The 14,226-nt window shown below is 64.0% G+C and carries 12 protein-coding genes; 7 read left to right on the top strand and 5 right to left on the bottom strand.

Features of this window, described 5'->3' with window-relative positions; all coding sequences use genetic code 11:
- Nucleotides 1-310, top strand: a 310-nt coding sequence (locus VME63_RS00925; protein WP_325429316.1) for a transposase, incomplete at its 5' end; no start/stop codon positions are given.
- Nucleotides 311-417: 107 nt separating this feature from the next.
- Here the strand turns inward: VME63_RS00925 and VME63_RS00920 are convergent.
- Both VME63_RS00920 and VME63_RS00915 read right to left on the bottom strand, forming a co-directional pair.
- Nucleotides 418-1,269 carry a DUF3014 domain-containing protein gene (locus VME63_RS00920; protein WP_325429314.1) on the bottom strand — a complete coding sequence of 284 codons (852 nt, stop codon included), beginning with the start codon at nt 1,267-1,269 and terminating at the stop codon, nt 418-420.
- Between the two features lie 175 nt (nt 1,270-1,444).
- Nucleotides 1,445-2,416, bottom strand: a complete 972-nt coding sequence (locus tag VME63_RS00915) for a sulfotransferase (protein WP_325429312.1) — start codon at nt 2,414-2,416, stop codon at nt 1,445-1,447.
- 394 nt (nt 2,417-2,810) lie between these two features.
- Between VME63_RS00915 and VME63_RS00910 the strand changes: the two genes are divergently transcribed.
- Nucleotides 2,811-4,199 (top strand): sensor domain-containing protein, encoded by a 1,389-nt coding sequence (locus tag VME63_RS00910; RefSeq protein WP_325429310.1) that lies wholly within the window; start codon nt 2,811-2,813, stop codon nt 4,197-4,199.
- A gap of 105 nt (nt 4,200-4,304) precedes the next feature.
- Here the strand turns inward: VME63_RS00910 and VME63_RS00905 are convergent, their stop codons facing one another.
- A complete protein-coding gene (locus VME63_RS00905; RefSeq protein WP_325429308.1) occupies nt 4,305-5,909 on the bottom strand; it encodes a carbohydrate-binding protein in 1,605 nt (534 codons plus the stop codon).
- A gap of 581 nt (nt 5,910-6,490) precedes the next feature.
- Here VME63_RS00905 and VME63_RS00900 point away from each other — a divergent pair.
- From VME63_RS00900 to VME63_RS00885, 4 genes are all read left to right on the top strand, one after another.
- A complete protein-coding gene (locus VME63_RS00900; protein ID WP_325429306.1) occupies nt 6,491-6,988 on the top strand; it encodes a VOC family protein in 498 nt (165 codons plus the stop codon).
- 170 nt (nt 6,989-7,158) lie between these two features.
- Nucleotides 7,159-8,394, top strand: a complete 1,236-nt coding sequence (locus tag VME63_RS00895; RefSeq protein WP_325429304.1) for an MFS transporter — start codon at nt 7,159-7,161, stop codon at nt 8,392-8,394.
- A 144-nt stretch (nt 8,395-8,538) separates the two neighbouring features.
- Nucleotides 8,539-10,203, top strand: a complete 1,665-nt coding sequence (locus tag VME63_RS00890) for a methyl-accepting chemotaxis protein (protein WP_325429302.1) — start codon at nt 8,539-8,541, stop codon at nt 10,201-10,203.
- A gap of 7 nt (nt 10,204-10,210) precedes the next feature.
- A complete protein-coding gene (locus VME63_RS00885) occupies nt 10,211-12,022 on the top strand; it encodes a GGDEF domain-containing protein (protein ID WP_325429300.1) in 1,812 nt (603 codons plus the stop codon).
- Nucleotides 12,023-12,029: 7 nt separating this feature from the next.
- On the opposite strand, the gene VME63_RS00880 is transcribed toward VME63_RS00885, so the two are convergent.
- On the bottom strand, nt 12,030-12,404 hold the full coding sequence (locus tag VME63_RS00880; RefSeq protein ID WP_325429298.1) for a hypothetical protein: 375 nt from the start codon (nt 12,402-12,404) through the stop codon (nt 12,030-12,032).
- 231 nt (nt 12,405-12,635) lie between these two features.
- A complete protein-coding gene (locus VME63_RS00875) occupies nt 12,636-13,007 on the bottom strand; it encodes a hypothetical protein (protein ID WP_325429296.1) in 372 nt (123 codons plus the stop codon).
- 357 nt (nt 13,008-13,364) lie between these two features.
- On the opposite strand from VME63_RS00875, the gene VME63_RS00870 reads away from it, so the two are divergent.
- Nucleotides 13,365-14,039, top strand: a complete 675-nt coding sequence (locus VME63_RS00870) for a restriction endonuclease (protein ID WP_325429294.1) — start codon at nt 13,365-13,367, stop codon at nt 14,037-14,039.
- The last annotated feature ends 187 nt before the right edge of the window (nt 14,040-14,226 follow it).

The raw sequence follows: 14,226 nt of genomic DNA, 5'->3' as shown, positions 1-14,226 counted from the left end.
ACGGCATACCGCATGGGGCAAGCGGGTCTATGCGCGGCGCAAGGAGACGGTGGAGCGCAGCTTCGCCGATGCCAAGCAGTTGCATGGGCATCGTTATGCGCGCATGCGCGGCTGGTTGCGTGTGACCGAGCAGTGCTTGCTCGCGGCGGCGGCCCAGAACATCAAGAAGATGGCGCTGCTGCTGGCGCGTCTTTGTGGTCTTTTACGGGCGCCCAGTCGGCTTGCAAGCCCCCCTCAGCCGCGTCAGGCGGCGATCACGATCGGGGCGATCGCTTTTCATTGCCGCCATCATGCTTTCACTGGGGCCTGATACAGAGAACCCCGTGTTTCGTAAAACACGGGGTTCGTCAGCAGTCTGAGGCCCGCCGCATGGCGGGCCTTTTCATGTCGGTGAAAACCGCTCGCGCGCGCCGGTACTCAGTGCCCGACCTGTTCGCCCACCAGCAGTGTGCGAATCATGCGTAGCTTGGCCTTGAACTGGGCTTCGTTTTCCGGGCCCAGGCGAACCATCAGCTTCTGTCCGTTCGACAACGACTGCAGCTGTGGATCGACCAACACGTAATGCGGGCCATCGCGCTTCACCGCGACCGGATCGTGCAGATCCGGCGCGGCCAGCATGTCGTCGATCGCAACAAGCGCGCGATCGTTGAAATACCCGTGCGGATAGCCCAGCTCCCGATACGCCTGCTGGAACAACGGATAGTTGTGTTTGTACCAGGCGACCAGCGCATGCGGATCCACACTTTGCAACACGGCGATGTAGGGCTTGTAACGATCGGCATTGCGCGCATCGATCAACGTCACGCCATTGGCCTGGCGGGTGACCATGGTGCCCTGCGGCGTGTGCAGCGGAAGGATGTGGGTGCTGCCGATGCTCTGCCTTGGCAAGGCATCGACGGTCGCCACCACGCGCGCAATGATCTGGTCCGATACGAGCAGCGCGCGTACATTGCCGCCATCCGCCAGCGAAGCAAGCGCGTCGAGCACGCTGCTGTCGCTATCGGCCAGCGTCGGCAATGGCGCGGTGGATGCGGGCGCGGGGCCGGCATTGGCCTGTGCGATGGGATGCTGGATCGTCGGTGCCGCACTCGCCGGCGCGGCAGTGGATGCCGCCGCTGGCGCCGGTAGCGCCGAATTGGCGGCCGGCGTGGCCGGATGCAAAGCCATCCGGACGAGATAAACGCCCGCCAATACAATGGCTGCCAACACGATGATCGCAATGACCCAACTGCCGTAGGCCGTCTGCTTTCTCTTGGGGGTACGGTTCACGATAAGACCTGTTTCACGATGGCTCGTCCATTGTGACAGGCCCAAGTAGGATTTGTTCGATCCAACAGCCCAGACGGACCCGCAAAATGGGCGGGCACGGCTTCAGGCGCATGGATGGCCCCATGTATCGCGAATGCTGGCCGGCTAGACGCGCCGCCGTGCAACGACGAACGTTTCAGGCAACGCGAAAGCGCCCGTCCGCAACGGGATCGGAAACGCCCATGTCGACTTCGGCCGGGTTCTTCCCGGTGTGCCGCAGAGGCATCTGGAAACTGTCTTCGCGGTTGTAGGCAAGGCTACTGGCCGCATAAAGCTCTTCGTACGAACTCAGGCGTTCGCGCAGCCACTCCCGCATCTGCGGGCCGAACAGGCTCTCCACCTTGCTATCTGCCTGATGCGGCAGGCCGCTCAGCGCATCCTGCTTCCACGGTTCGGATTTGGGATCGGCAATGCGCTGATGGCAGGTCTGGTCCAACTGGACATCCCCGGGCAGCTCAAGGAATGCGCACACGCGCTTCCACTCTTCCAGGGGATTGCCCACGAGGTCTTCCAGGAAGACGAAATGGTGGTTGCGCACACCGATACGCGAACGATGGATTTCCACCGCGCGGTTCCAGCGTTGCGCCCACAGCATCAGGCCGCCGCTGAAAGCCTTGTTGCCATAGCGCAGTTCGGCATCGGTGATCGAGGCGAGTACGTCCATGCCGGGGCGAATGACATGGATGAAACGCGCGTCGGGAAGGTAATGCTCGATTTCATTCAAATACAGCAGGTGGTTCGGCGTTTTTTCGATCCACATCGACCGCGTCGCCTGCCCGGCCAAGCGGTCCAGCGAGGCGATGAATTGCGTGACGCAGGTGCTCTGCAACCAGGGCGCGCGCTTGGGCACCAAATCCGGGTCGAGCAAGGCGCGCTGCAGCTCAAGGAATTCGCGCCGGCCATAGCGCCGGGTCAACCCCAGGCGGCGCGCCAGCGTGCGCCGGCGCGGCCTGGCGCCTTCGTCACCCAGGCGGTGATGCAGGCCGCCCAGCAGTCGCGGGAAAAAACCGGTTTCAGGGAGCGTAAAAACCTGCGGGTGCCTGGCCAGCATGGCTTGCACGATGGTGGTGCCCGACCTCGGGCATCCGACGACGAAGGTTCGTTGCATTAGCTGGCGCCCCCTGTTTTATTGACTTCGTGTAAGTGCGTCGCGTTCTGTCTGGCAGCTGAATCACTTAACGCGTCAGTCAGCTGTAAGTTGACGCAACTTACACATAGATGCAACAGATGTCCACGAAAAGTTCTTGCGCCACCATCACTTGGATACGCAAAGCGCGTGCCAGGGACATTGCGTCGCAATAAATTTCGTTCAGATTGTCTTCCCCTCAACCCCCCCAGGCCACCGGACTGGACTTGCGCGTGGCTTGCATCCACCCTTTTTCGCGGTCCGCGTGTGGATTTAAAGTGAAGGCGCCCAGTTCGCGCGGCCTCGTGCGCCGGCAACACCGGACGGCATGACCTGTGCCTGGGCTGGCGTATCTCCACCACCGATCCGCGGAGCGATGCAAAACAACGGCTGTCCGCCCCTGCCCACCGTCATCGAGCTGCTGCTCGATGCCATCTGCGTGCTCGATGCCGACGGCAACTACCTTTACGTCAGCGCCGCCTACGAGCGCATCTTCGGCTACGCGCCCGAGGAGGTGCTCGGCACCCCCATGATCCGGCTCGTGCACCCTGACGATCGTGAGCGCACGCTGCGGGCCGCCAGCGAAATCATGGCCGGCCAGGCCAAGCCGAGCTTCCAGAACCGCTACATCCGCAAGGATGGCCAGATCGTGCACATCATGTGGTCGGCGCGCTGGTCGGCCGACGAACGGGTACGCATCGCCGTGGCGCACGACATCACCGAACTCAAGCGCGCCGAGTCGGTGCAGTCGGCCTTGCTGGCGATTTCCGAAGCGGCCCATGCCGCCGAAGACCTGCTGGCGCTGTTTAAGCGCATCCATCAGATCATCAGCGCACTGCTGCCGGCCAAGAATTTCTTCGTCGCCTTGTACGACGCGCGCGGCGACGAACTGAGCTTCCCTTACTTTGTGGACGAATTCGATGCGCCGCCCACGCCACGCGAGCTCGACTCGGGCACGCTGAGCGCCGAGATCATCCGCAGCGGCCGGGCCTTGCTGCTGACCTCCGACCAGCCGCCGCCCGTGTCCGGATGCGAACTGCCCTATGCCGGACGCGACTCGCTGGATTGGCTGGGCGTGCCACTGACCACGCCCAACGGCGTGATCGGGGCCATCGTGGTGCAAAGCTATTCGGGCGAAGTGCGCTACACCGCCGAACAGCAGGCGCTGCTGCAATTTGTCTCCCATCAGGTGGCGGTGGCGATCGAGCGCAAGCAGAACGCTACATGGCTGCAATATGCCGCCGCACATGACGTGCTGACCGACCTGCCCAATCGCGAACGCTTCCACGATCGGCTGGACGCCGCGATCGCCGCGGCCAGGCGCGACCATCAGCGTCTGGCCGTGCTCTATATCGACCTGGATCGCTTCAAGCAGGCCAACGATACCTATGGCCATGACGCCGGCGACGCGCTGCTGTGCGAGACCGCGCGGCGCGTGCGCGGATGCCTGCGCGAGGCCGACACGGTCGGACGCCTCGGCGGCGACGAATTCGCCGTGCTGTTGCACGGCATCCAGCAACCCGAAGATGCCGCCGTCGTGGCAAAAAAGATCTGCAACGTGCTCAGGCAACCGTTCGAGGTCGGCGGGCATCGGCTGGAGATCTCCTCCAGCATCGGCATCGCGGTCTACCCCGAACATGGCGAGGATCGCAAGCAGCTGATGCGCTACGCCGACGCCGCCATGTACCAGGCCAAGAAGCTCGGCCGCGACGCGCGTGCCGGACACGCTGCTGGGCGCCTGAAAGCGCCTGGCGCCCGGGCCTGAAGCAAAAGGCCACCGGCGCGTTCGCGCCGGTGGCCGCCCGTTACATCCGGATCCCGACGCGGGCCGGGCATGCCTCCCGGCCCGCGTCAGCTCCCCCTGCTCCGTTTACTTGCCGATGTCCTTGAGTACTTCGTTGGTGTAGCCGAGCACGCCTACGCTCGGATACGAGTTGCACGTCGCCGATGCTGATCCGGCCGCACAGGGCGTGTCGCGATCCAGCGACCAGAAGTGCACGCCGGCTAGGCCGTTGGCGGTGGCATAGTTGGTGATCGTGTCGATATCGGCCAGCGTGGTGATTTCGCCGGAGGTATCGTTCTGCCCGATCATCGGCGTCAGCTCGATGTGGCTGGCTGCAATGCCATAGGTGTGCTCGACGTTGGTCACCGCCTGGATGGCCGATTGGCCCATCTCGCAAACGCCGCTCACCACCACGCAGTTGGCCGCGCTGGCGCTGCCATAGTCCATCACCATCAGGTTGACGGTGTAGTTCTTGAGCGCGGGACTGGAGGACTGGATCGCCTGCAGCACCCACTGACCCAGCTGGTTGACGCTGCCGTAGCTGCCATCGGACGCACCGAGCGTGGCCAGCGTGAAGGAGAAGCGCAGGTTGGGATACTGCGACTGCGCCGCCGCGACATCGGCAACCAGTTGCTGCACGTCGGCCTGCGTCTGGCCGCCTTCGATATCGAAGTCCACGCCGATCATCTGCGCCGTGTAGTACTTGGCGATGAAGCTCTCGAACGCCGACGGCGACGAACAGGTGAACACACCGGCCTGGCCGCCCGTGGACACGATGTAGTTAAGGCCCGCACTGGACAGCGAGTTGGCCGCGCCCGGGGTGATGTTGGCGGAAATGAATTCCGACGGCGTGACCCCGGCCCAGCTTTCGCTGCCGCACTCGCCGGTGGCGAAGGCGAGCGAGATCGCCGGCAGATTGGGCACCTGCGTCGAATAGAGGCTGCCGCTGCCGACGACTGGAATCAGCGTGCCGGTGACTTCCGTCGACATGGCATAAGTGTTCCAGTTCATGTTGATGCTCATGTCCTTGTAGGGACTGAACACGAACCCGGTCGGTGCCGGAGTGGGGGTCGGCGTCGGCGTCGGAGTTGGCGTCGGGGTTGGCGTCGGAGTGGGTGTTGGCGTCGGGGTCGGCGAACCGCTGCAGGTGCCGATTTCGGTCCAGGGCTCACCGCTGCCTGACGGGCCGCTGTTGGTGGCCGGGTTGTTACCCTGCGTCCACCAGTTGGCTTCGTAATTGATGCCGTTCTCGCTGACCAGCGCGCCGCCGTTGTAGGCGGTCGACGCATTCCACGCGGGATCGCAAGAACCCGAAGGCGTGGGTGTCGGGGTTGGCGTAGGCGTAGGCGTCGGCGTGGGAGTTGGCGTCGGTGTGGGCGTGGGCGTCGGCGAACCGCCGGAACAGGAGCCTTCCGACGTCCACGGCTCGCCGCTGCCCGACCCGCCGTTGTTGGTGGCCGGGTCGTTACCCTGCGTCCACCAGTTCGCCACATAGTTGATGCCGCCTTCGCTGACGACATTGCCTTGCGTATAAGCCGTCGAGGCATTCCACGCCGCAGCGCAACTCGCTTGCGCATGCACCACCTGCACAGGCACTACCGTCAGTACGGTCGTGGACAACGCCGCGCATACGGCGGTGCTGAGCGAACTCAACGTAAGGGTGGACCACCTCGTCGATCTCTTCATCTGCATGAACTGTCTCCAGGTTGGATAGAACCGCAACAAGTGAGATACCTCGGCGATTTCACGGCCGCGTTCCGAGCGGCCGTGTGGGGACAGTCGCCATCACGCATCCCTGCCCCGAACTGCGTGTAATGGATTGGCAACGTTTTAAGTGCGGCGAGTATCGACTTGTCATGACAACGTTGTCCAGTGGATTTGGCCGCGATGCCCACGCTGGAACGTGATATGTATCGCAAAGGAGAACATGCCATAAGCACGCCGTGGAAATTCACATCGCGTACACATCGACAGCGGCGAAAACGACTTGAAAAGGCCGCTTTTTCATTGCGTCGCAACATAATTTGCCTGAGCCGTACACGTGAAAAGCCATGTGCACACACGCTTCACGCCGCCACCCACTGCATTCGAAAACGCAGACGGCAGTTCGCCATCGGGTGTTGCGTCAATCACCTTTTCCAGACATGCATGACAACGATAGCCACCTAGGGCAAGACGCGCCGACAAAGCGCCTTGCGGGCATGTCGAATCCACGCGGCCGCATTCGTCGTATAGATGAGCTTCTCAGCACGCGTCTGCATCAGGAGTCGTCCATGAACACTCGCTTCCAGCGCATCTCCCCATTTCTCTGGTTCAACGACCAGGCCGAAGAAGCGGTGGCTTTCTATGTCTCGATCTTCGATCACTCGCGCATCCTCACCATCACGCATTACTCCAGCGCAGCGGCCAATGCCTCCGGTCAGCCGGAGGGTTCGGTGATGACGATCGCCTTCGAGCTCGACGGCCAGGCGTTCATCGCGCTCAACGGCGGCCCGGCGTTCACCTTCAATCCAGCGCTGTCGCTGGTGGTCCATTGCCGCGACCAGCAGGAAGTGGATCACTACTGGAACAAGTTGTCCGAGGGTGGCGATCCGCGCGCGCAGCAATGCGGATGGCTGCGGGATCGTTACGGACTGTCATGGCAGATTGTGCCGGTCCGGCTGTTGGAACTGCTCAGCGGCGGCGACGCGGGCAAGGCGCAACGCGTCATGCAAGGGGTGCTGGCAATGAAGAAGATCGATATCGCCGCACTCGAAAAGGCCATGGCCTGACGGGGATATCGTTAACGCCTTGGCGAGGCAACGTCAGACCGAAGACCTGCTCCGGCAACTTTGCAGGATCGGGCAAGGGCGAGGCGCGATCGTGATGACGCACCGCAGCATCGTTGCACTATAATGGGCTAAAACCCGGCTCCCCATCCGGGTGATGTCGCACTTCTCCCATGGCTGTTGCCCCTTGCTCCACCGCGGCCGCTTCCGGCCGCCCGTATGGTGTACTGCTGTCGATCCTCAGCACCGTCGCGTTCACGTTCATCACCTACCTGACCATCGGCCTGTCGCTGGCGGTGCTGCCGGCGTTTGTGCATGACCGCCTCGCTTTGGGCGCGATGCTGGCGGGCCTGGCGATCAGTGTGCAGTACCTGGCGACCTTGCTCAGCCGTCCGCAGGTGGGGCGCATGGCCGACGCCAAAGGGCCTAAACGCACGGTAATGACCGGCCTGACGCTGTGCGCGGCCAGCGGCGTGCTGCTGCTGTTTGGTGCGTGGGCAGCCAGCCTGCCGTGGCTCAGTCTCGGGCTGATTTTTCTCGCCCGCCTTGCGCTGGGCTGCGCGGAAAGTTGCGTGGGCACCGGCGCCATTGCCTGGGGCATGGGCCAGGTGGGACACGAGCACACCGCGCGCGTCATCTCATGGAATGGCGTGGCCACCTACGGCGCGCTGGCCGCGGGGGCGCCGCTGGGCGTGCTGGTCGCCCATCACTTTGGTTTCGCCGCGATCGGCATCGTCTCGCTGCTGTTGCCGCTGGCCGCGCTGCCGCTGGCCCGCCTCAAACGCGCCACCCGCGTCGAAGCGGACGAACGCTCGCCCTTCCGCACCGTCGCGGCGCGCGTGGTGCCATACGGTATCGGGCTGGCGCTGGGCTCGATCGGTTTCGGTTGCATCGCGACGTTCGTCACCCTGTTCTACGCCGCGCATGGATGGGACAACGCGGCGCTGACGCTGACCATCTTCGGCGCGGTATTCGTAGGTGTGCGCTTTGTGTTCGCCCGCACCATCCATCGATTCGGCGGTTATCGCGTGGCGATGGTGTCGCTGTCGATCGAAGCGGCCGGGCTCGCCGGGTTGTGCATGGCCGGCAGCGCGCATATGGCGGCGGTGGGCGCGGCGATCGCAGGGCTGGGCTTTTCGTTGGTCTTTCCTGCGTTGGGCGTGGAAGCCGTGCATCGCGTGCCCCAGCACAGCCGCGGTTCCGCGCTGGGCGTGTATTCGGTTTTTATGGACGTGGCGATGGCGGTTACCGGTCCCGTCGGCGGCTGGATCGCCGGCGGCATGAGCTACAACGCCGTCTACGGCTTTGCCGCGATCGCCGCGATCGCTGCGGTGATGCTTGCCTGGCTGTTGCACGCGCAGGCGCTGCGCGGTGAGCCTGCGCTGGCGATGGCGCCGACCGATTCGTAACCTGCGCGAGCCTTGTGCGGCGTCTGGAAAGCACCCCGCAACAACTTCGTCAAATGATTGAAACATGGGCGATTTTTGTAAGTTTTCGCTCAAGTTGACGCGACCCTGGCCGATGAGCACGCATCCCCCGCTCCAGGTTGTGCCATGCCTCGTCTCCCCTCCGGCCTGTTCCGAATCACCCTGCGCAACATCCTTCTGCTTCGTCTCGCCGGCTTGCTGGTACTGCTGATCGCCATCGGCGGCCTGGCCAGTGTTGCGTTGATGCGCGCCGACCAACGTATCGATTCGGTCGTCGGCGATACGCTTGCGCCGATTTCCGACGTTGGCCGCATTCAGAGCGATTTCAACAACGACTTCCAGGCGCTGTCTCACGCCGTGCTGATGCGCCTGCCTTCGGCCGCCGACGAGGCCGCCACGGCGATCAAGAGCAATCGCGTGGACATCGATCGCTATTGGAAGCCCCTGCTCGGCAGCGGCCTGGGCATGCAGCAGAAATCACTGCTTGGCCTTGCCGCCCAACACCGCAAGGATGCCGAGCAGGCGATGGACGATACGCTCAGCCTGTTGCAGGCCGGGCAGTTCGACATCGCCCAACTCAAACTGGCCACCGACGTGCAGCCGGACCTGGTGCCGCTGCAAAGCGATTTCACCAACCTGTTCGAAGACGCGCTGGCCGCCGGCAGAACGCAGGCGCAGATCCAGCATGCGGCAAACCATAAAGGCCTCTTTCTGCTGCTGGCGGTGTTCGCCGGCACCATGCTGCTGGCGAGCGTGAGCGAGGGCATGCTGATCCACGCACTCGGCGCACGCCTGCGCCAGGCCTCGGGCGTAGCGCAACGCATCGCGCGCGGCGAACTGGGGCAAGCGATCGCGATCGGCCGCAGCGACGAAATCGGCGATCTGCTGCGCGCGCTGGCCGCCATGGACGCGCAATTGGCCGGCGTCGTTCGGCAAGTGCGCAACGGCGCCGCCAACGTGCGCGAAGGCGCGCAGCGGCTTGAAAACAGCACGCTCGCCTTGAGCCAGCGCACACAATCACAAGCGGCGAGTCTTGAAGAAAGCTCCGCCTCGATGGAGCAGCTTGCCGCAAGCGTTGCCGAAGCGGCCGGTGTCGCCGAGCAGGCGCACCGCATCGCCATCACCTCGCGCGAACTGGCCGAGCAAGGCCAGCGGGTCGTGGACGACACGGTCGCCGCGATGGATGCCATCGACCGCTCCGGCCAACGCATCGGCGAGTTCGTCGGCCTCATCCACGAAGTAGCGTTCCAGACCAATCTGCTGGCGCTCAATGCCGCGGTGGAAGCGGCGCGCGCCGGCGAACACGGGCGCGGCTTTGCCGTGGTGGCCGCGGAAGTTCGCCAACTGGCACAGCGTTGCTCGGCCGCCGCACGCGAAGTGAAGCAGTCGATCGACGAAAGCGGCGCCGCGGTGCTGGATGGCCGCACCTTTGCCCGCCGTTCGGGCGAAGCGCTGGTGGGCATCGTCGCCAGCGCCACGCAGGTATCGGAAAAAGTGGCCGCCATGGCGCTGTCCGGTCGCGAGCAGAAAGCCGGCATCGACCAAATGAACCGCGCCGTCGCCAACATGGACAGCATGACCCAGCAAAACGCCGCGCTGGTCGAACACACCGCCAGCATGAGCCACGCCATGCGCAGCAACGCGCAAGCGCTACTGCATCAGATGGATTTCTTCCGCATCGAAGCCACCGGGACGGATGACGCCACCGCAGATAACGACGCCCAAACAGGTACCGAGCCTGCCACGCCGGACCATCAGCGCCCCACACAGGCTTTCGACCAGGCCGCGTGACGCCGCCATGACCTTCCTGCGCGAGACAGCTCGACTGACCAGCCTGCTGGACCGGGCGACCAGCGGACTGTACGCCGTGTTCCAGCCGCTGGTCCGGCTGGACACGATGGAGATCGTCGCGCATGAAGGACTCGCCCGCACCACCGCCCAACTGGGCGACATCTCCACTCCAGATCTCCTCAATCTCGCACGCCTGGAAGGCCGCCTGGGCGAATTCGAACTGGCTGCCGCCCGCACCGCATGCGCCACGTTTGCCGCGCAAAACGCGCGCGGGCGGCTGCTGGTGAATCTCAGCGCCCAGGCGCTCATGCAAGAATCGATCAAACCCGACGATCTGCTCGCCGCCCTGAGCGGCGGCGGCATGGACCTGAGCCGCATCACGATCGAACTCACCGAGCGCGACATCGTCGAAGAGCCCGCACGCCTTGCCCATGCCTTGGGCTATCTGCGCGCGCACGGCGTGCGCCTGGCGCTGGACGATTTCGGCAACGGTCATTCCAATTTCGAAATGTGGAACGAAATCCACCCCGAAGTGGTGAAGATCGACCGCTATCTGATCCACGGCATGGCCAAGAGCGCCGAGCGCCTGGCCATCGTACGCGCGCTCTGCCAGGTGGCCGAAACACTGGGCGCGGACCTGGTCGGCGAAGGCGTGGAGGAAGCGGATGACCTGCGCATGCTGCGCGAGCTGGGCGTCTGCTATGCGCAAGGATTCCTGCTCGGCCACCCCGCGCCGCAGGTGAGCAGTGCGATCAGCAAGTCCGCGCGCGAAGCATTGAGCCACCCCTCCATCTCGGTACCGCCGCGACTGCGCGGACCGGTCACGCAGCGGCCCATGCATCTTGGACACCTGGTGATCGAGGCCCCTGCGCTGACGGCGCAGCACACCAACCATGACGTGATCGCCCTCTTCACCAAGATGCCCGAGCTGCATGCGCTGGCGGTGGTGGAGAATGAGCGCCCGATCGGCATCGTCAACCGACGCATCTTCAGCGAGCGCATGGCGCAACCGTACACGCGCGAACTGTACGGACGCAAAAGCTGCACCGCCTTCATGCACGAGGCGCCGCTGCTGTGCGACGTCAATCAGTCGCTGGAAAGCATGGCCGACATTCTGCGCGGGCAAGACCAGCGCTATCTGAGCGATGGTTTCGTGGTCACCCGCGAAGAACTCTACCTGGGCCTGGGTACGGGCGAATCGCTGGTGCGCCGGGTGACGGAACTGCGCATCGAAGCGGCACGCTACGCCAATCCGTTGACCTTCCTGCCGGGCAACATTCCGGTGACGGAACATCTGGCACGACTACTGCGCGCCGAACTTCCGTTCACCGTGGCCTATGTGGACCTCAATCACTTCAAGCCGTTCAACGATCAGTACGGCTACTTCCGCGGCGACGAAATGATCCGCCTGCTGGCGGGCATCCTCACCGCGCAGGTCAATCCGCGCTGCGATTTCGTGGGCCATATCGGCGGTGACGACTTTCTGGTGGTCTTCCAGAGCGAGGATTGGGAGGCGCGCTGCATGCAGATGGTCACCTCGTTCAATCAGCGCTCGCGCAGTCTGTTTGCCGACGACGACATTGCCCGGCAAGGCATCGTCGGCGAGGACCGGCACGGCAACACGCAGTTCTTTCCGCTCACCACCGTCGCCATCGGCGCGGTGCGCGTCGCGCCGCCGTTTCCCGGCCGGCCGGAAACGCTCGCTACGCTGGCGGCACGCGCCAAGCGGCATGCCAAGCGCGCACAGGTCGGGTTCTATCTGCTATCGGGCGACACGTCGTGGCCTGCACCATCGGATCGGACAACCACGCCTGCCTGAAACGCTCTCAGCACACGTGCAGCCAGTGCACCAGCACGCCGCTCTGGCGGTCTTCTTCCCGATAACCCGGACGCCCCTCCGCCACCACGCCCCACACCGTGCGCAGCGCTTGGCCGACCACGCGATCGAGGCGAACGTGCTCGCCTTGGGGGATGGCAAACTGCGTTTCTACCACCATGACGCGATCGGTTTCCCAAACCAGTACGGCGTTGCGCGCACTGTTTGCACCCCAGCCGATGTGAAGCTGAACCGGCTGCGCCGAAAACGCGCCGCGGTTGTCCAGTTTCCAGCCGTCCGTTTTGCTCAGCAGCGACTGCAGGTGCGGGTCGTCCCAGTTCACCTGGTTGTTCGACAGCTTCGAATTGGGCTTGAAATGGCTCATGGCAGCATCATCCGTTCAGGTCGACGCCATCGGCGCCTTACTCGTGCTCAAGATCCCTGCTTGCCGGCTGGCCGCGAGCGGACCTAAGGGATCCGATCGCGAAAGCCGGGTACAACTGGATGGTTAGCGCGCTTGAGCGGCTTATCGGCCTGACCGGCCAATAACTTTAGGGCCGGCTTGCGCCGGTACGGCAAGGGGGGCGAAACGCCTGGGCCGTTGGCGCGGCGACCGCTATTTGACGTGCAGCCAATAGAAATGCAGGCCGTTGGCGCGGTCTTCGTCACGGGACCCCTCGCGCCCTTCGGCAACCACGCCCCACAGAGAGCGGATGCTTTCGCCCAGGTGCTTGTCGATGCGCACGTGCTCGCCCGTGCCGATCGGGAAATTGGTTTCCACCACCACCGATTTGTCGCGCTCCCACACCAGCGTCGCAGACCTGCCGACGCTACCGCTCCAGCCCATGTACAGCTGCACGCCCTGGGGCGCGAAACCGCCGCGATTGTCCAGCCGCCAGCTTTCGCTCCGGCGCAGCAGCGACTCCAGTTCCGGATCGCTCCAGTCCACGCGCAGGTTGGATACTCGGGTAGGCGGGCGGCGATCCATGGTCGAGCTTCGCATGGCTAGGGACGCTGCCATGGTATGACCGCGCCAGCTTGCGGCGGTAGTAAGTTTTCGTGCAGATGACATGAAAAATACGTGTAGGCGGTCGCGGGCTTGGGCCTGGATCGTCGCGCCGGTTGCGTGGGCAAACGCGAGGGCGGGCGGCGAAAACGAGCGATGCATCTCGTGTGCCTGGGCAAACTCTCGCCGCAACGCACAAAACGGTTTGAAAAACCCGCCATTTTCCAGCCTGGAACGCGCTGCGGCCGAATGCCGCACTGCACGCTGATCTCCCCCGGCGTCCGCGCTAAGGTCAAGCCACGTTCAGTAGGCAGCGTTCACAGCTCGGGGGAGTTGTTGATGGCGAAGTACGGAACACGTGGCATCGAGCGGTTCATTTCGGTGCATTGGCCAGCCGGCATCCTGCTCGGCTTGAGTGTCTATGTCGGCGCTCGCTACGGCCTGGGCACGCAAAACGGCGTCCAGTTGGTGATCGTGTGGATGCTCATGGCGGCCTGCTGGTTTGGCGCCTGCATGGCGTGCCTGGGTTATCGCCAGCGCATGCGCAAGCTGGTGGTGCGCGAGGAGGTGAATCAATTGCGCGGCATGCATTGGCGCGATTTCGAAAGCCGGGTGGCGCAGGCGTTTCGTTACCGCGGCTATGCGGTGGAACACGCCGGCCACGCCGATATCGACGATGGCCTGGACTTGATCGTGCGCAAGCACGGCCTGACCACCCTGGTGCAATGCCGCCATTGGCACAACCGCCACGTCGAGGTGAAAGACGTGCGCCAGATGCACAGCTTGATGAAATACCACCACGCCTCGGCGGTGAAAATCGTCGCTTGCGGCGATTACACCGAGGATGCGTGGAAGTTCGTCGCCGGCAAACCGTTCGAGCTGATCTACGGCGAAACGCTGCTGACCATGCTCAGCGATGCCCAGCTGCCGATCGATGCGGGCGTGGTGCCGTTCTGCGCGCCGGCCGCCCCGCCGCCGATGCATCATCGTCCGCGGACGGCGGCGCATCCTTAGAACATCGGCACATCCGCCAGAAAAAACGCCGCGCACCTGCGCGGCGTCAGACTGCTGACGAACCCCGTGTTTTACGAAACACGGGGTTCTCTGTATCAGGCCCCAGCGAAAGCATGATGGCGGCAATGAAAAACGATCGGCCCGATCGTGATCGCCGCCTGACGCGGCTGAGGGGGGCTTGCAAGCC

Origin of the sequence: Dyella sp. (genome assembly GCF_035503745.1) — a bacterium.
In the GTDB taxonomy this organism is placed as follows: domain Bacteria; phylum Pseudomonadota; class Gammaproteobacteria; order Xanthomonadales; family Rhodanobacteraceae; genus Dyella_B.
The sequence above is the reverse complement of the archived record's forward strand: the minus strand, read 5'-3'. Positions and strand labels throughout refer to the sequence as shown.